Annotated in this window: 17 protein-coding genes and 1 pseudogene; 7 read left to right on the top strand and 11 right to left on the bottom strand. The window is 72.8% G+C overall.

Annotated features, from left to right (window positions below; translation table 11 throughout):
* Positions 1-81: 81 nt before the first annotated feature.
* The 3 genes and pseudogenes from AB0E78_RS03120 to AB0E78_RS03130 form a co-directional block, all read right to left on the bottom strand.
* Positions 82-861: pseudogene (locus AB0E78_RS03120) on the bottom strand (DMT family transporter); the annotation flags it as partial.
* 19 nt (positions 862-880) lie between these two features.
* The gene (locus AB0E78_RS03125; RefSeq protein ID WP_361827469.1) at positions 881-1,759 is read right to left on the bottom strand and encodes an AraC family transcriptional regulator; all 879 of its coding nucleotides are present in this window, start codon (positions 1,757-1,759) and stop codon (positions 881-883) included.
* Between the two features lie 69 nt (positions 1,760-1,828).
* Complete coding sequence (locus tag AB0E78_RS03130) at positions 1,829-2,053, bottom strand: hypothetical protein (protein WP_361827471.1); 225 nt, start codon at positions 2,051-2,053, stop codon at positions 1,829-1,831.
* Here AB0E78_RS03130 and AB0E78_RS03135 point away from each other — a divergent pair.
* A complete protein-coding gene (locus AB0E78_RS03135; RefSeq protein WP_361827473.1) occupies positions 2,052-2,696 on the top strand; it encodes a hypothetical protein in 645 nt (214 codons plus the stop codon). The two genes, AB0E78_RS03130 and AB0E78_RS03135, sit on opposite strands and share 2 nt — an antisense overlap.
* Here the strand turns inward: AB0E78_RS03135 and AB0E78_RS03140 are convergent.
* Entirely contained in the window at positions 2,647-4,089 is a 1,443-nt protein-coding gene (locus AB0E78_RS03140; protein ID WP_361827475.1) for an RNB domain-containing ribonuclease, read from the bottom strand. The genes AB0E78_RS03135 and AB0E78_RS03140 overlap by 50 nt on opposite strands.
* Positions 4,090-4,453: 364 nt before the next feature.
* Here AB0E78_RS03140 and yaaA point away from each other — a divergent pair, with 364 nt between their 5' ends.
* Positions 4,454-5,254 carry a peroxide stress protein YaaA gene (yaaA, locus tag AB0E78_RS03145; protein ID WP_361827478.1) on the top strand — a complete coding sequence of 267 codons (801 nt, stop codon included), beginning with the start codon at positions 4,454-4,456 and terminating at the stop codon, positions 5,252-5,254.
* A 98-nt stretch (positions 5,255-5,352) separates the two neighbouring features.
* Positions 5,353-5,994: a bifunctional 4-hydroxy-2-oxoglutarate aldolase/2-dehydro-3-deoxy-phosphogluconate aldolase gene (gene eda / locus AB0E78_RS03150; RefSeq protein ID WP_361827480.1), complete on the top strand. Its 642-nt coding sequence runs from the start codon at positions 5,353-5,355 to the stop codon at positions 5,992-5,994.
* A gap of 337 nt (positions 5,995-6,331) precedes the next feature.
* Here eda and AB0E78_RS03155 read toward each other — a convergent pair whose 3' ends face one another.
* From AB0E78_RS03155 to AB0E78_RS03170, 4 genes are all read right to left on the bottom strand, one after another.
* Positions 6,332-7,612 carry a bifunctional RNase H/acid phosphatase gene (locus tag AB0E78_RS03155; protein ID WP_361827482.1) on the bottom strand — a complete coding sequence of 427 codons (1,281 nt, stop codon included), beginning with the start codon at positions 7,610-7,612 and terminating at the stop codon, positions 6,332-6,334.
* A gap of 12 nt (positions 7,613-7,624) precedes the next feature.
* On the bottom strand, positions 7,625-8,368 hold the full coding sequence (locus AB0E78_RS03160; RefSeq protein WP_361828499.1) for a C4-type zinc ribbon domain-containing protein: 744 nt from the start codon (positions 8,366-8,368) through the stop codon (positions 7,625-7,627).
* Positions 8,364-9,215, bottom strand: coding sequence for a Nif3-like dinuclear metal center hexameric protein (locus AB0E78_RS03165; RefSeq protein ID WP_361827484.1), 852 nt, complete (start codon positions 9,213-9,215; stop codon positions 8,364-8,366). The genes AB0E78_RS03160 and AB0E78_RS03165 overlap by 5 nt, the downstream gene beginning before the upstream one ends.
* A gap of 90 nt (positions 9,216-9,305) precedes the next feature.
* Positions 9,306-10,382 carry an iron-siderophore ABC transporter substrate-binding protein gene (locus AB0E78_RS03170; RefSeq protein WP_361827487.1) on the bottom strand — a complete coding sequence of 359 codons (1,077 nt, stop codon included), beginning with the start codon at positions 10,380-10,382 and terminating at the stop codon, positions 9,306-9,308.
* A 219-nt stretch (positions 10,383-10,601) separates the two neighbouring features.
* Here AB0E78_RS03170 and AB0E78_RS03175 point away from each other — a divergent pair, with 219 nt between their 5' ends.
* Positions 10,602-11,702, top strand: coding sequence for a hypothetical protein (locus tag AB0E78_RS03175; protein WP_361827490.1), 1,101 nt, complete (start codon positions 10,602-10,604; stop codon positions 11,700-11,702).
* 55 nt (positions 11,703-11,757) lie between these two features.
* Positions 11,758-11,910 carry a hypothetical protein gene (locus tag AB0E78_RS03180; RefSeq protein ID WP_361827493.1) on the top strand — a complete coding sequence of 51 codons (153 nt, stop codon included), beginning with the start codon at positions 11,758-11,760 and terminating at the stop codon, positions 11,908-11,910.
* Positions 11,911-11,994: 84 nt separating this feature from the next.
* Here AB0E78_RS03180 and AB0E78_RS03185 read toward each other — a convergent pair whose 3' ends face one another.
* From AB0E78_RS03185 to AB0E78_RS03195, 3 genes are read right to left on the bottom strand one after another with little or no spacing between them, the layout of a single operon-like run.
* Positions 11,995-12,948: a 3-oxoacyl-ACP reductase gene (locus AB0E78_RS03185; RefSeq protein WP_361827496.1), complete on the bottom strand. Its 954-nt coding sequence runs from the start codon at positions 12,946-12,948 to the stop codon at positions 11,995-11,997.
* Positions 12,949-12,965: 17 nt separating this feature from the next.
* Positions 12,966-14,042, bottom strand: a complete 1,077-nt coding sequence (locus tag AB0E78_RS03190) for a Zn-dependent alcohol dehydrogenase (protein WP_361827499.1) — start codon at positions 14,040-14,042, stop codon at positions 12,966-12,968.
* Positions 14,043-14,066: 24 nt separating this feature from the next.
* The gene (locus tag AB0E78_RS03195; protein WP_361827502.1) at positions 14,067-14,921 is read right to left on the bottom strand and encodes a MaoC/PaaZ C-terminal domain-containing protein; all 855 of its coding nucleotides are present in this window, start codon (positions 14,919-14,921) and stop codon (positions 14,067-14,069) included.
* A gap of 267 nt (positions 14,922-15,188) precedes the next feature.
* On the opposite strand from AB0E78_RS03195, the gene AB0E78_RS03200 reads away from it, so the two are divergent.
* The gene (locus AB0E78_RS03200) at positions 15,189-16,139 is read left to right on the top strand and encodes an ABC transporter ATP-binding protein (RefSeq protein WP_361827505.1); all 951 of its coding nucleotides are present in this window, start codon (positions 15,189-15,191) and stop codon (positions 16,137-16,139) included.
* Positions 16,139-16,861, top strand: a complete 723-nt coding sequence (locus tag AB0E78_RS03205; protein WP_361827508.1) for an ABC transporter permease — start codon at positions 16,139-16,141, stop codon at positions 16,859-16,861. Before AB0E78_RS03200 ends, AB0E78_RS03205 begins: the two co-directional genes overlap by 1 nt.
* Positions 16,862-16,880 lie beyond the last annotated feature (19 nt).

Genomic DNA, 16,880 nt, shown 5'->3' on the forward strand with positions numbered 1-16,880 from the left:
CTGCCCCGCGAACGCCCCCGTCGCCAGGAACGAGCCCGCCAGGATGAGCACGAACGCCGCCGCGATGCCCGCCGTGAAGTCCTCGGAGAGGAACGCGACGCCTGCCGCCACCGCCACCGCCGGGTTCACGTAGGTGAAGACGACCGCCCTGGTCGGACCCGCCTCACGGATGAGTTCGAGGAAGACGACGAAGGCCAGGGCCGTGCAGATGACGCCGAGGCCCGCGAGGGAGGCCAGCGTCGGGGCGTCCGGGACGGCGGACGGCCAGGTCAGCGCGGCCGGTACGGCGTAGACCACGGCAGCCAGCGTCAGGCAGGGGGCGATCAGTTGGAGCGTGGGGACCGCCTTGAGGTGGCGGGCCACGATCAGGGGCGCCGCCGCGTAGCCGAGCGCCGTGAGCAGGACCTCCGTGAGCGACCAGGCGTCGCCGCCGGTGAGGTGCGGGACGGTCAGGACCGCCACTCCGCCGAGACCGAGCCCGAGCCCCGTCAGGCGGCGCGCGCCAAGGCGCTCCGTGTCACCGAAGAGGCGGGCCAGAACGGCGCCGATGATCGGTACGGCGGCGATCAGGAGGCCCGCGGTGGAGCTGGAGAGGTGGCGCTCGGCGTCCGTCAGGGTCCACCAGGGGCCCAGGATCTCGATGCAGGCGAAGGCCAGCATCGGCTTCCAGTGGGTGCCCAGGACGCGGGTGAGGCCCCCTTGCCGCAGGGCGAACGGCAGGAGCAGCGCGGCGCCGAGCGCGCAGCGGGTGAAGACCACCATGGAGGGTGAGAGGTCTTCGACCGCCACCTTGATCATCAGGTACGGGATGCCCCAGAGGACGCCCATGAGGGAGAAGAGGAACCAGCCGCGTGCAGTCATGCGGGCAGTTTCCGGCCGTTCAGCGCCCGCCGTCTTGAACGCTGTTGCGGTCCTGAGTGCGGTGGTGGCCCTGAACGCTGTTGCGGTACGCCGCCGGGGTCACCCCGAGGACCCGGCGGAACCACCGGGTCAGGTGCGCCTGATCGGCGAAGCCGACCAGGGACGCCGCCTCCGCGGGCCGCAGCCCCGCGTCCAGGAGCGCGCGGGCCCGGGTCACGCGGTGCTGGGCGAGCCAGGCGTACGGCGGCATTCCCGTCGACGTACGGAAGGCGCGCAGGAGTTGGTAGCGGGAGAGGCCCAGGGGCGCCGCCAGTTCGGCGAGGGAGGGCGGGGCGAGGAGTTCGTCGGCGAGGCGGTCGCGCACGGCGCGGGCGATGCGGTCGCCGCCGGGCACCGTGTCGCACAGGGGCCGGGCTGAGCCGTGTCTGCGGGCGAGGGCGGTGAGCAGCCAGGGCAGCCGTGACTCGGCCTCCAACCGGTCGTGGCTGCCGCTGAGTTCGGTGTGGGCGGTGCGCAGGGCCGCGGCCAGCTCGGGGTCGTGCAGGACCGGGTCGCCGAAGTGCGGGGTGGTCAGGGTGCCCTCTGCCAGGAGGTGCGGCGCCGGGTACATCGCCCGGTACGCGTACCCGCCCTGGCGTCCCGGGCCGCCGGTGTGCACCTCGCCCGGGGCGAGCACGACGATGCTTCCCGGCCCCACGTCGAGGCGTCCGCCCCGGTAGTCGATGACCTCGGAGCCGCCGACGCAGACGCCGACGGTGAACTCCGCGTGGTAGTGCGGGGCGTAGCGGTGCCGGTCGAAGCGGGCGGTGAGGAGGTCGAGGGGCGGCGCGCACGGTTCGAGGCGGGCCCGCGCCCAGACCGCATGCTCGCGACCGCCCTGCGGTGTCCCACCGTTCATACCGCTCCCCCTCGTCACCACGCTCGGTCGACGCTCCCGGGCGTCGCCCGCAGGCGTCTTCAGGCGCCCTTAGGGGTGCAACGCCCGCGCGCCCCTCTTCCATGCCGTCGCCAGCTCCGCGTCACCGGGAAACCGTCCGTGGACCTCCAGGATGACTCCGTGGACCTCCAGGATGACCATGCCGTGCGCGAAGGCCCAGGCGGCGCGGGCCAGGTCGGACGTCGTGGTCGCAGGCACGGGCGCGCGGCGGTCAGGGAGTTCATGTCCGAGCCGGTGCGGCGGATCGTCGGCCATGAGGCGCGGGCGCTGCGCAGCCTGGTGCTGTGGGTGGCGCGGCGGCGGCACGGCGTGCGGGCCTGGGGATCTCGCCTTCGGGCACGCCCGCGATCAGGCCGCGATGTTCTACGGCTTCGTGTTCGTCCGCGTCGTGGAGACGGTCGGGCTCGCCGTGCTGCTGCGGGACTTTCCCGCGCTCCACGCGATCACTCTCGTCATCGACGTCTACGGCGTCGTCCTGATGCTCGGCATCCATGCCGCGTCCGTGACCCGGCCGCACGTGCTGTCCGCCGACGCACTCCGCGTACGCCACGGCGCCCACCGTGACCTGCGGATACCCCTCCACCTGATCGCGTCCGCGAGCGGCGAGTGGCGTTTCACGCACGAGGCCGCCGACGGGGTGATCGACATTCCGGTCGCCTCGCGGACGTCCCTCACCCTGGAGCTGACGGAGCCCGTCACGGCGGTCGGCTCCCTCGGCGGGGGCCGGCCGGTGACGACCGTACGACTGCACGCGGACGGGCCGGCGAAGCTGCTGGCCGCCGTCAGAAGAGCGCTCCCCGAGGCCCTGCCCCAGTCCCTGTCCCTGTCCCAGCCCCTGACCCAGGGCCTCACGCAGGCGCGAACCGCACCTTCGCCGTCCCAGGGTCCGCCTGCGTGAGCCGTACCCGCAGCCGCTCCCCCAGCGGCAGATCGCCGGTGCCTCCCTCGACGCGGGCGACGATCGCGGGGTCGGTCAACTGGACCGTCCCGACGGCGGGTTCACGCTCCTGGACGTCCACCACCACCCCGTCGAACACCTCGCCCACCCGGTCCTTGAGCAGTGCGGCCTCGACGAGGTCCACGCACTCGCGCTCCACGGTGTTGGCGCGCCGCGTGCCGTCCGCCATCTCCTTGGGCAGGTCCGGCAGCGCGGCGAGCACCCACTCCGGAGGCTCGTCCCCGGCGACCGCGGCCACGCACAGCTCGGAGGCGTATCGGTCGACGAGGCGGCGGAGCGGGGCGGTGCAGTGGGCGTAGGGGGCGGCGACGGCGGCGTGCGTGGTGAGCTCCGGGACGTCGCCGCCGCTGAACGCCGTATAGCCCGCGCCCCGCAGGAGCGTCGTGCACTCCTGGAGGAACGCGGCGTGGTGCGGCTGGTGCGGGTCGAGGGAGCGGACGAGCTCTGCATACGGGACGTGGTGCGGCCAGTCGACCCGCAGGGCCTTGGCGGTGCGGCGCAGCCGGCCGACGGCGCCGTCCGGGGCGGTGGGCAGGGTGCGCAGGATCCCCGCCCCCGTCCGGATCATCAGCTCGGCGGCGGCCATGCCGGTGAGCAGGGAGATCTGGGCGTTCCACCCGTCGGCGGGCAGCGGGGCGCGGAAGTCGAGTTCGTACGCGCCGTTCCGCTCCACGATCTCCTGCTCGGGCACGTTGAGGGAGATGCCGCCGCGCTCGACCTCCAGCTGCTCGCGCAGCCGCCCGATGTCGGCGAGCAGCGCGAGGGCCTCCTCGGCGGTTCCGCCGTCGATGGCCCGCTGTACGCCGTCGTAGTCGAGCTTCGCGCGGCTGCGTACGAGGGCACGGCGCACGTCCGTGGAGAGTGCCCGCCCCTCCCCGTCCAGATCGATCGTCCAGAGCACCGCGGGGCAGTCCTGCCCCGGAAGCAGACTGGCGGCGCCCTCGCTCAGCGAGGTGGGGTGCAGCGGCACCTTCTCGTCGGGGAAGTAGAGGGTGGTGACGCGTCGATGGGCCTCCGCGTCGAGCGGCGCGCCCGGCGTCACATACGCGGCGACGTCGGCGATGGCGTACCGCACCCGGAACCCGCCGCCCTGCCGCCGGGACAGGTGCATCGCCTGGTCGAGGTCGACGGAGGTGGGCGGGTCGATGGTGAAGAGGGGGATGTCGGTCGCGTCGACCGCGGGGAGACGCGGGGCGGCGACGGCCCGCTCGGCATCGGCGAGGACGCCCCCGGGGAACCCCTCGGGAACCTCCAACTTCGCACGCAGCTCACGCAGCACGCCCCGCAAGGGAGCTTCGGCTGCACCGGTCACACGAAGATGACGACGAGGCATGGACCGAGCGTAGGCCGGGAGGAGCGGGGCGGCACGGCGGAGGGGGCGGGGCGGCGGAGGGGGCGGGGCGGGGTGCGGGGTGCGGGCGCCGGAGGGGCGGTGGGGGGCGCGGGCGCGGGTGCGGGGTGTGCGGGCGGCGGTTGAATAGCTGCCGCGCCGCGCGGCGCGATCGCGGGTCGGGCGGACTACTGGCGGCGGAGCGCCCGCGACCGGGCAGGTGGGGTGCAGGGGTTTCCGGTGGGGTGGCTTGGCCTGTGGGGTGAGCGGGTGGGGCGGGGGGGGCGGCGTGCGTGAAGTTCGTGGTCGGGGGCGATTACCCTGGCGCGGGGCCGCATCCCCCTTTCGTCACCTCCGAAGGAGACCCATGCTCGTCCTGCTGCCGCCCTCCGAAGGCAAGGCGCCCTCCGGCCGTGGCGCCCCCCTGAAGCCGGAGTCGCTCTCCCTGCCGGCGCTCGCGGACGCGCGGCAGGCGGTGCTCGACGAGCTGGTCGACCTCTGTGTGGCGGATGAGGAGAAGGCCCGTGACGTCCTCGGACTGAGCGAGGGCCTGCGCGGCGAGGTCGCGAAGAACACCGAGCTGAGGACGGCGGGCGCGCGGCCCGCCGGGGAGATCTACACGGGGGTGCTGTACGACGCCCTGGACCTCGCCTCCCTCGACGCCGCCGCCAAGCGCCGCGCTGCCCGCTCGCTCCTTGTCTTCTCCGGGCTGTGGGGCGCCGTCGGCGTCACCGACCGCATCCCCTCCTACCGCTGCTCGATGGGCGTGAAGCTGCCCGGCCTCGGCGCGCTGGGCGCCTACTGGCGTACGCCGATGGCCTCCGCGATGCCCGAAGCCGCGGGCGACGGTCTGGTGCTCGACCTGCGGTCATCGGCGTACACGGCCGCGTGGAAGCCGAAGGGCGAGGTCGCGGACCGGACGGCGACCGTGCGGGTGCTGCACGCGCAGATGGTCGACGGGGTCGAGAAGCGCTCCGTCGTCTCGCACTTCAACAAGGCGACCAAGGGGCGGATCGTGCGCTCCCTGCTGGAGACCGGCGCTCAGCCGAAGGGTCCGGCCGAGCTCGTCGAGGTGCTGCGGGATCTCGGACACGTGGTGGAGGCGCAGGCTCCCGCGAAGGCGGGCAAGGCGTGGGCGCTCGACGTGGTGGTGCGCGAGATCCACTGAGTGGGGGTGCGCGAGGTCCGCTGGCCCCGCCCCACCTGCGGTTGCAGCATGCGCAACGTCCTTTGCGCATGCTGCGTGGGCCGGGGCAGGATGCACCCATGACTTCCCCCTCCTCCGCCGCGGCCGCCGCCTCAGTGCTCGATCTCGCCCCCGTCGTCCCCGTAGTCGTCGTGGAGGACGTCGCCGACGCCGTGCCGCTGGCGCGCGCGCTGGTGGCGGGCGGGTTGCCCGCGATCGAGGTGACGCTGCGGACGCCCGCCGCGCTCGACGCGATCCGGGCCATCGCGGCGGAGGTGCCGGATGCCGTGGTCGGCGCGGGCACGGTCATCTCGCCCCGGGGCGTCGCGGACTCCGTCGACGCCGGGGCCCGTTTCCTGGTCAGCCCGGGGTGGACCGACACGCTGCTCGCCGCGATGAAGGCGTCCGGGGTGCCGTTCCTGCCGGGGGTCTCCACGACGTCCGAGGTCGTGGCGCTCCTGGAGCGCGGGGTGCACGAGATGAAGTTCTTCCCGGCGGAGGCCGCCGGCGGTACGGCCTACCTGAAGTCGCTCGGCGGCCCGCTCCCGCAGGCCCGCTTCTGCCCGACGGGCGGCATCGGCCTCGCCTCCGCGCCGTCGTACCTCGCGCTGCCGAACGTCGGCTGCGTGGGCGGCAGCTGGATGCTTCCCGCTGACGCGGTCGCGGCGAAGGACTGGCCCCGCATCGAGGCTCTGGCCCGCGAGGCGGCGTCCCTTCGCTGACCCGGGCCCCTGGGCCTGATGCGGAGTACGCCTCTGCGGGTGGGCGGGGGTTGTGCGGGTCCGTGGGGGCTGATCGCGCAGTTCCTCGCGCCCCTGACGGGCCTGCCCGCCGAGTTGCCTCTGCGGGTGCGTGGGGGCTGATCGCGCCGTTCCCCGCGCCCCTCAGGGGCCTGCCCGCCGAGTGCGGGTACGTCGTGGCTGGCCGCGCCGTTCCTCGCGCCCCTGGCGGGGCCTGCCCCCGCGACGGTGAAGCGCCCCGTCAGGGGCGCGGGGAACCGCGCGCTCAGCCACGACGTACCCGCAGAGATCCCCGCCGCTCCCCCGCCAGGCCCAGGCCCTACCGCAGGTGCGAAGTGTCGTTCAGCAAGCGCAGCGACGCGTTGCCGTCCCCGTAGTACGCCACCGCCGACACCGACGCCGCCGAGAGTTCCATGCGGAACAGGGCCTCCGGCGGGGCGCCAAGGGCCAGGCGGACCAGTGTCTTGATCGGCGTGACGTGGGTGACCAGGAGGACCGTGCGGCCCGCGTACTCGGCGGCGAGGCGGTCCCGCGCCGCTGACACCCTGAGGGCCACTTCGGCGAAGGACTCCCCACCGGGGGGTGCCACGTCCGGCGAGGCGAGCCACGCGTTCAGCTCCTCGGGACGGCTCGCACGCACCTCGCCGAAGGTGAGCCCTTCCCAGGCACCGAAGTCCGTCTCGCGCAGCCCCTCGTCGATGCGCACGTCGAGGCCCAGGCGCCCGGCGACGGCCTGCGCCGTCTCCTGGCAGCGCTTCAGCGGCGAGGAGACGATCGCCTGGATCGTGCCCCGCGCGGCGAACGCCGCCGCAGCGCGCTCGGCCTGCTCCCGGCCCACCTCGGAGAGGGACGGGTCGGACCCACCGCTCCCGGAGAACCGCTTCTGGGGCGTCAGCGCGGTCTCGCCGTGCCGCAACAGCACGAAGGTCGCGGGAGCACCGAGGTCCGCGGGCGCCGCCCAGCCGACGGGCGGGGCGGACGTCTGAGCCGCCACGTTTCCCGCGGCACGCGCGTCGGCAGTCACGGCCCCCGCCCCGGCCAGCGCAGCCCGCGCCTTCGCCGCACCGGCGATCGCGTCACCCGGCGGGCCCGAGGGCTCGGCAGAAACGGAAGGAACGGAAGGAACGGAAGCCGACCGTGCCGCCCTCGCGTCCAGCTCCGCCGTCGAGTCCGACGGCTCCCACCGCTCGCCCCGCTTGCCCGCGTCCATCGCCTCGTTGGCGAGCCGGTCCGCGTGCTTGTTCTTCTCGCGCGGGATCCACTCGTACGTCACCTGGGACGACGGGAAGACCCGCGCGGCCTCGGCGGCGAGCGGCTTCATGTCCGGGTGCTTGATCTTCCAGCGGCCCGACATCTGCTCGACGACGAGCTTGGAGTCCATGCGGACATGGACGGAGGCGGCCGGGTCGAGGTCGTGGGCCGCCTTCAGGCCGGCCACAAGCCCCTTGTACTCGGCGACGTTGTTCGTCGCGACGCCGATGTACTCGGCGGCCTCCCGCAGCGTCTCCCCCGTGGTCGCGTCGATGACGACCGCGCCGTAGCCCGCGGGCCCCGGGTTGCCCCGCGACCCGCCGTCGGCCTCGACGATGAACTCCCGCACCGCCACGGCCTCTTACAGACCCGACTCGGACGTACGGACCAGGATGCGGCGGCAGTTCTCGCACCGCAGGACGGTGTCCGGGGACGCCGCCTTCACTTCGTTCACCTCGGTGATGTTCAGCTCGAGGCGGCAGCCCTCGCAGCGGCGCTGGTAGAGCTTGGCCGCGCCGACGCCGCCCTGCTGGACGCGGAGCTTGTCGTAGAGCTTGAGCAGGTCGGCCGGGACCGAACCCGCCACGACCTCGCGCTCCTTGGTGGTCGTGGCGCCCTCGGCGTCGATCTCCTCGAAGGCCGCGTCACGGCGGGCCGTCGCGTCGTCGATCTTCGCCTGGACCGAGGAGACACGTTCCGCCAGCTCCGCGACCCGCTCCTGGGCGGCCTCGCGGCGCTCCATGACCTCGAGGACGACGTCCTCCAGGTCACCCTGGCGCTTGGCGAGCGAGACGATCTCGCGCTGGAGGTTCTCCAGGTCCTTGGGGGACGTCACGGCGCCCGAGTCGAGGCGCTGCTGGTCGCGGTTGGCGCGCTGGCGCACCTGGTCGACGTCCTGCTCCGCCTTGGTCTGCTCGCGGGCGCAGTCGCTCTCCTCGGTCGTCGAGGCGACGTGCAGATCGCGCAGCTGCGCGATGTCCTTGGTCAGCGACTCGATCTCGGCGTGCTCGGGCAGGGACTTCTTGCGGTGCGCCAGCTGCTGGAGGCGTGCGTCGAGTGCCTGGACGTCGAGGAGTCGGATCTGGTCGGCGGGCGCGGCGTTAATGAGGGGCTCCTGTGGTGTGGGTATTCGAGGCCGCGTGGGCGGTCCAGGGGTCGGTGACCGTCTTGGAGACGTGGACGCGCAGTCCCCATCCGTGACGGTCGGAGATCTGATCGAGCTGTGCGGCGGCCAGCTCGCACCACGGCCACTCGGTGGCCCAGTGCGCGGCGTCGAGCAGCGCGAGCGGGGTCTGGGCGCGGGCCTCCGACACCGGGTGGTGGCGAAGGTCCGCGGTGAGGAAGGCGTCCACGCCCGACGCACGTACGTCGTCGAAGAGGCTGTCGCCGGAGCCGCCGCTGACCGCGAGGGTGCGGATGAGCTGCTCGGGGTCGCCCGCGACGCGGATGCCCTGCGCGGTGGCGGGCAGCCGCTCGGCCGCGCGGGCGGCGAGTTCGCGGAGCGTCAGGGGGTGTTCGAGCTCGCAGATCCGGCCGAGTCCGCGGCGGCCGTGCGCGTCGGCCGGGTCCGGTACGAGGGGACGGACGATCCGGACGTCGAGCGCGCCCGCGAGGGCGTCCGAGACGCCGGGGTCGGCGCGGTCCGCGTTCGTGTGGGCGACGTGCAGCGCGACGTCGTTCTTGATGAGGTCGTGGACGACGCGGCCCTTGAAGGTGGACGCCGCGACCGTGGTCGTGCCGCGCAGATAGAGCGGGTGGTGGGTGACCAGGAGCTGGGCGCCCAGCTTCACCGCTTCGTCGACGATGTCCTGTACGGGGTCGACGGCGAAGAGGACCCGGGAGACCTCCGCGCCGGGGTCGCCGCAGACCGTGCCGACCGCATCCCAGCTCTCGGCCAGTTCGGCGGGCCACAGGGCGTCGAGGGCGGCGATGACTTCAGACAGACGGGGCACAGAGGAAAGGCTACCTGCCCTCCGTGCCCCGCCGGCCATGGCTTACGTACTGCTACCGGACGCCCACGAGCCGCGTCCTGCTTGACCGCCCTACTTGACGAGGAAGCCCTTGAGGTCGCCCAGGACCTCGTTCGCCGCCGTCACGCCGAGACCCAGGTACCAGGTCTCGTCCGGGACGTCCTTGGCCTGGCCGTCCTTGACCGCGCCGAGCTTCTTCCACAGCGGGTTCTTCTCGGCCTCGCCGCGGCCCGTCTTCTTGGCGTCGCCGTAGACGCCGGTGAAGATCCAGTCGGCGTCGGCCTCGTCGATCTTCTCGGTGCTGATCTCCGTCGCGAGGTCGTTGACCTGCTGGTTCTTGGGGCGGGGCAGGCCGGTGTCGTCGAGGATCGTGCCGATGAAGGACGCCTTCGCGTAGAGGCGTACGCGGTCCGGCATGTAGCGGAGCATCGTGATCGTCGGCTTCTTGCCGCCGTCGCCGATCTCCTCGCCGAGCGCCTTCGCCTTCTTCTCGTACGCGCCGAGCTTCGCCTTGGCCTCGGCGGTCCTGTCGAGCGCGGCGGCGTTCAGGAGGTAGTTCTCCTTCCACGTGAAGCCGGGGCGGATGGAGAAGACCGTCGGGGCGATCTTGTCGAGCTGCGGGTAGAGCTTGGCGGCGCGCAGTTCGCTGCCGATGATCAGGTCGGGCTTGAGGTTCGCGATCGCTTCCAGGTTGAGGGCGTTGATCGTGCCGACGTTCTTGGGGTTCCCGGCGTCCTTCTTCAGGTAGCCGGGGATGCCGTCGTCGCCCTCGGTGGGGGCGTAGCCGACGGGCTTGATGCCGAGCGAGACGACGTTGTCGAGCTCGCCGACGTCCAGGACCACGACCCGCTCGGGCCGCGCCTTGAGCTCGGTCTTGCCGCGGGCGTGCGTGATGGTGCGCGGGAACTCGCCCGGCTTCGCCGTGGTGCCCATCTTCGCGGTCTGCTCGGCGGCCTTGGCGAAGTCGTCGCCGCCCTGGGCGACGGCCTTGCTGCCGCTGCCGTTGTCGGACTTGCCGGAGTCGTCACCGGATCCGCAGGCCGCGAGGGAGAGCGCGCCGGCCACGGCGACGGCGACCGCGGTCGCGGCCCGGTGGCGGCGGGGTCGTACGGACCGTGAGGACGCTGAAAGCAGTGCAAGCGGTGACATCGGTGCTCCAGGCTCCAGGGGGTGTGCCGCGGCTGCCGCTACCGCAGGCCCGCAACCACTTAGGTTCGCCTTACCTTAAGCGCGGCCCTCCCGCCCAGCACAACCACCCCCGCCCCCTCAGGCGAATCGATACATCGCCACCCTTCTGTGTGAAGCGGGCGGCCACGGATGCCACGGCAGTGCGTGCGAAAACTAGCTTCATGGCCCGGAGGTTCCCCCATGACAGCGCCCACGCTTGAGCCCGAGCCCACGACCGCGCCGCCGTCTCCCCCGGCGCCCGCGACACCCCCCGTGATAACCGCCAACGGCGCGTACGCCGCCCGCCTCGCCCTCGACGGCGATTCCTGGTTCCCCGAGCGCTGGACCCTCGACTCCCCCGAGCCGTACGCGGTGCCCCTGCCCGGCAGCCAGCCCGAGGAGCCCGGCACCGAGGTGCTCCCGATGGCCGACGGGCGCGTCCTGATCCACCGTGTCGTCGACGGCCGGCACACGTTCACGCTCCTCTACCCGACGGGCCCGCAGACCGGCGAGGTGCCGCTGGGCGCCGTGGAGTGCGGCGAGTCCCGGCTGACGCTGCTGCCGCCGTCGCCGGTCGGCAGTCGCGCGTACGCCCTCGCGGTGGGCGCGGGGTCGACCGCCCTGTGGCTGGTGGCGGGCGGCGCCTTCGGTCCCGAGCACGTCGCGGAGATCCCCGGGCGCTGCTCGGGCGGGGTGTGGCTGGACGGTGAGGGCCGGATGCTGGCCCTGGACCGGGAGCTGGGCGGCCGGGTGAAGGCGGTGGCGGTGGACCTGGAGCGGGCCGGTGAGGTGTCCCCCCTCCTCCAGATCGCCGACGAGAGCAACGACCGGCTGCTGCTCGCGGACCCCGACAGCGGGCTGCTCCTGATCCGTTCGGACGCTCCGGGTCACGACCGGCTCGGCTGGGGGGTCCTCGGCGGCACGCGCCCGGTGCGTTTCCCGGAGTGCCTGCGCCTGCCCGATCTCGCGGTGACGCCGTTCGCCATCCAGCCGGGTCAGACGCTGATGCCGGAGAGCTGCGCGGTGGCGCTGCGGCTCGACGGGGCGGCGGGGAGCTGGCTGGGCCTGTGGCGGCCCGCCGAGCGCCGCCTGCATCAACTTGCCGCTCCGGAGGGGTGGTTGGCCGGTTCGGGGTGGTGGACGCGGGAGGGGGCGCTGCGTCTTCCGTATGTGACGGGGGCGGTTCCGTGCGGGGTCGCGGAGGTGGAACCTGCCGCTCCGGCGGCGGCGCCCGCGCCGGTCGCCGCGCGGCCCGTTCCGTTGCAGCAGGCGCCTCTCACCGGGCGCAAGGACGTTGGTTAGACTCGCCCGGCTGTACGAACGATCTTCTTTACCGGTTTACGGGGTGAGTGTGTTGATGACGACCGAGATCAGTACGGAATCCGAGCGGAATCCCGAGCCGCGGGAGGCGGCGGGCGCTACCGGTGCGGGCAAGCACCGGGGGCCTGTGGCCGAACACGACGGGGGCGCGGCGCCGCGGGGGCGGCACCGCCGCCAGGGCGAGAAGTAGGACCCGGCTCCACCGGGTTCTCCGCAGGACGCCGGGCGGGCCGGAACTTCCGGCCCGCCCGGCGTCTGCCGTTTCCGGCGGGGTTCACCCCCGCTTCAGGCCCAGCACCTCCGACGCCGCGAACGTCTCCCCGTCCGGCCGCCCCGCGTAATAGGGCGACAGGGCCTCGTCCAGTTCCTCGTACGTGAAGACGTCCTTCGCCGTGTCGAACTTCGCCGCCACCTTGGGCCGTTCGACCACCGCGACCATGCCGCCGTGCACCACGAGCAGTTGTCCGTTGACCCCGGAGGCCGCGGGTGACGCCAAGTAGCCGACCAGCGGCGCCACATGCTCGGGGGCGAGGGCGTCCAGCTCGCCCGCGCCCGGCTCCTGGTACCCGGCGAAGACGTCCTCCGTCATCCGGGTCCGCGCCCGGGGGCAGATGACGTTGGCCGTCACCCCGTACTTGCGCAGCGCCAGCGCGCTCGACGTCGTCAGGCCGACGATGCCGCCCTTGGCCGCCGCGTAGTTCGGCTGGCCCGCCGACCCCGCGAGGAACGCCTCGGACGAGGTGTTGACGATCCGGCCGTAGACGGGGCCGTCCGCCGCCTTGGACCGCTCACGCCAGTGCACGGACGCGAAGTGCGTGGTGTTGAAGTGGCCCTTGAGGTGGACGTGGATGACCGAGTCCCACTCGCTCTCGCTCATCGAGAAGATCATCCTGTCCCGCAGGATCCCCGCGTTGTTCACCAGGATGTCGAGCTTGCCGTACGTGTCGACCGCCAACTGGACGAGCCCGCGCGCCTGTTCGTGGTCCGCGACATCGCCCAGGTGCGCGACCGCCTGCCCGCCCGCCGCCCGGATCTCGGCGGCGACCTCCTCGGCCGGCGCCGCCGATGCCTCTCCCGAGCCGTCACGGCCCGTCTTGCCGAAGTCGTTGACGACGACGCTCGCGCCGAGCCTGCCGAGTTCGAGGGCTTCCGCTCGCCCGAGGCCCCGGCCCGCTCCTGTCACGATCGCGGCCAAACCGTCCAGTGGCCGTGGCAATGGCTGTGCCATCAGGGATCGAAGTCCTCTCAGATCTCGATGCACGTACGCAGCGCGACGCCCGTACGCATCTGGTCAAGCGCTTCGTTGATCTCGGAGAGCGGCACCCGGTGGGTGATCAGGCTCTCCAGGTCGATCCGGCCCGCGCGCCAGAGCGCGATGGCCCGCTCGTAGGACTGCAGGACGTCGCCGCCGCCGTACATGGACGGCAGGATCTTCTTCTCGTCGAAGAACAGCTCGAACATGTTGAGCTGGAGGTTGTCGTCCATGGCGCCCGCGCCGACGATGACGAGCGTGCCGCCGCGCCTCGTCGTCTCGTAGGCGGTGCGTGCGGTGGCGGACTTGCCGACGACCTCGAAGACGTAGTCGAAGCCCTCGCCCGCGGTGATCCGCTGCTTGGCGTCGGCCAGTTCGTCCGGGGAGACCGCCTCCGTCGCGCCGAACCGCAGGGCCGCCTCGCGCCGCGACGCCACCGGGTCGACGGCGATGATCTGCGCCGCGCCCTTGAGCCGCGCGCCCTGGATCGCGGAGATGCCGACCCCGCCGCAACCGATGACGGCGACCGACGAACCGGCCTCCACCTTCGCGGTGTTGACGGCCGCGCCGAGTCCCGTCGTCACCCCGCAGCCGATCAGGGCGGCGATGTCGAAGGGCACGTCGTCCGGGATCGGCACCGCGCAGCCCGCGTCGACCACGACCTCCTCGGTGAACGTCCCCGTGCCCGCGAAGCCGAAGACATCCCCGCCGGGGCGCTTGAAGTTGGGTGTGCCCGCGTTCATGAACCCGGCGAGGCAGAGCTGGCTCTGGCCGCGCTTGCACGCAGGGCACTGGCCGCAGGCGGGCAGCCAGCAGACCAGGACCCGGTCGCCCTGGCTGATCCCGGTCACGCCGTCGCCGACGTCGACGATCTCGCCCGCGCCCTCGTGGCCGGGGATGAACGGCGCCGGCTGCGGCAGTACGCCGTTCATGGCGGAGACGTCGGAGTGGCACAGGCCGGTGGCCCGCACCCGGATCTTCACCTTGCCGGGGCCGAAGCCCACCGTCTCGACGTCGTCGAGCACCTCTAGCTTGTCCTGGCCTATCTCGTGCAGTACGGCTGCGCGCATGGTGCGGCTCCCTCGTACGAAGATTCAGGCGTGTTCGACGATCGTGTCGGCGAGCACCGGCGCGTCGTCCCGTTCGACCGCCGTCACCGCCACCTGGACCCGGCCATCGGAGCGCCACATCCGGATCCGCAGGGTCTCGCCGGGGAAGACGATCCCGGTGAAGCGCGTGCTGTAGCTCCGCACCCGCGACACGTCGCCGCCGAGCACCGTGTCGACGACCGCCTTGAGCGTCATCCCGTACGTGCACAGGCCGTGCAGGATGGGGCGGTCGAAGCCCGCGAGCTTGGCGAACTCGGGGTCGGCGTGCAGCGGGTTCCAGTCCCCGGAGAGGCGGTAGAGCAGCGCCTGCTCCTCGCGGACGGGGCGCTCGACGATCCTGTCGGGCTCTCCTTCGGGGGCCGGGAGGCGGGTGGAGGGGCCGCGTTCGCCGCCGAATCCGCCTTCGCCGCGTACGAAGATCTGGGCGTCGCTGGTCCACAACGGCCCGTCCGTGTCGGCCACTTCGGTGCGCAGGACGAGGATCGCGGCCTTGCCCTTGTCGTACACGGCGGCGACCTTGGAGGTGGTGACGGCCTCACCCTTGACCGGGATCGGGCGGTGCAGCGTGATGCTCTGGCCGCCGTGCAGGACCGCGGCCAGGTTCACCTCGATGCCGGGGGACGAGAGGCCGCCGACGACGCCCATGCCGGCGCCCGCGACGGTGGCGAAGCTGGGCAGGACGTGCAGCCCGGACTCCAGGGTGTAGCGCAGCTCGTCGGGGTCGGTGGCGGGGACGCCCGCGCCCAGGCCCAGGTGGTAGAGCTGGATGTCCTTGTGATCCCAGGCGATCTCGGCCGACCTGGGCTCCGCGGCCAGTGCTTTCGCGGCGTCGATGGGCATGTGGTGGCAGCTCCTTGGCCGGTCTGAAGACCTCGGTGCGGCCGTCCGCACCGTCGGTCGCACCGAGGTCGCAACAGGGCCGGAAGGAGCCCGTTCTAGAACGCGTTCCAGTCCGGCGAACCCATGTATAGCCGAGCGTCCGGTAGTTGTGAAGACTCCTGACGTCACGTCAGATCCACTGCTGATCAGGCGTGTGACATTTGTACCGGCCGAGTCCGTACAACCACATCTGCCGCCGCCACGGCCCGCGTTCGTAGGGTCGGAGACATGACGAAGACAGCTCCCGCCGAGCGGGCCGTGGCATTCACCTCAGTGGGCAAGGCCTTCGGCCCGCTCCGCGCCGTCGACGGCGTCGACCTGGAGATCCGCCGCGGCGAGACCGTCGCCCTGCTCGGCCGCAACGGCGCAGGCAAGTCCACGACGATCTCCCTCCTGCTCGGCCTCGACGCCCCCGACACGGGCCGCGTCGAGCTCTTCGGCGGCCCGCCCGAGAACGCCGTACGCGCCGGGAAGGTGGGCGCGATGCTCCAGGAGGCCCGTCTGGTCCCGCGGGTCACCGTGCGCGAGCTGGTCTCCTTCGTGGCCGGGCGCTATCCCGCGCCACTGCCCGTCGACGAGGCCCTCGCGCTGGCCGGGATCGAGGAGCTGGCGGGGCGGCGCGTCGACAAGCTGTCCGGGGGCCAGACGCAGCGGGTGCGGTTCGCGGTCGCGCTGGCCGGTGACCCCGCGCTGATCGTCCTCGACGAGCCGACCGCCGCGCTCGACGTGGAGGCGCGGCAGGCGTTCTGGACGTCGATGCGGGCCTACGCGCGGTGCGGCCACACCGTCCTGTTCTCCACCCACTATCTGGAGGAGGCGGACCGGCACGCCGACCGGATCGTCGTCATGGACCACGGCCGGATCGTCGCCGACGGCAGCGGCGAGCAGGTCAAGCGGTCCGCGGGCGGCAGCACCGTCTCCTTCGACCTCGCGGGGCGCGGCACGGAAGGCCTGACCCTGCTGCCCGGCGTGGCCTCCGTCGAGGTGCGCGGCGACCGGGCCCGGCTGCGTACGCGGGACTCGGACGCGACCGTGATCGCGCTCGCGGAGCTCGGCGCGATCCGCGGCCTTGAGGTCGCCGCGGCCTCGCTCGACGAGGCGTTCCTCGCCCTGACCGCCCCCGTCACCTCCCTCACTTCCCTCACTTCCCTCACTTCCCTCACCCAGGAGACCGTGTGATGTTCGCCTACCTCAGGCTCGAAGTACGCAGGACGCTGCGCGACACCGGCTTCGTGATCGGCGGCATCGGGCTCCCGGTGCTGATGTATCTGCTGTTCACCAACATCGGCGGCGGTGCCGGCTACGACGAGTGGAAGACGACGTCGATGATCGGCATGGCCGCGTACGGAGCCGTGATCGCCGCCCTGAACACCGGCACCGGCGTCGCCGAGGACAAGACGACCGGCTGGCTGCGGCAGTTGCGGGTCACGCCGATGACGCCGCGCGAGGTCGTGACGGGCCGTGCCCTGACCGGCGCGGTGACGGTGCTCCCGGCGATCGTGGCGGTGTTCGCCGCGGGCGGCCTGGTCAACGGCGTACGCCTGGCGGCCTGGCAGTGGGCGGCGGCGGCACTCCTGCTGTGGCTCGGCTCGCTGCCCTTCACGATGCTGGGGCTCGGCAACGGTTACCGCCTGACCGCACAGACCACGGGCGTGGTGAACACGGCCTGCAACCTGGGGCTCGCGGTGCTCGGCGGCCTGTGGTTCCCCGTGGAGCTGTTCCCCGGCTGGCTGCGCACCGTGTCCGACTACACCCCCACGCACCGCTTCGCGGAGCTCGGCACGTCCGTGACGGACGGCGGCGGCCTCGGCATCGGCACCGTGGCGGTACTGACGGCCTGGCTGCTCGTGTTCGCTTCGTACGCTGTGTCCTCGTACCGCCGGTCTGCGCGGACCGCATGACGAGGCGCGACGGCGCCAT

It is taken from the genome of Streptomyces sp. NPDC032198, assembly GCF_040636975.1.
In the GTDB taxonomy this organism is placed as follows: domain Bacteria; phylum Actinomycetota; class Actinomycetes; order Streptomycetales; family Streptomycetaceae; genus Streptomyces.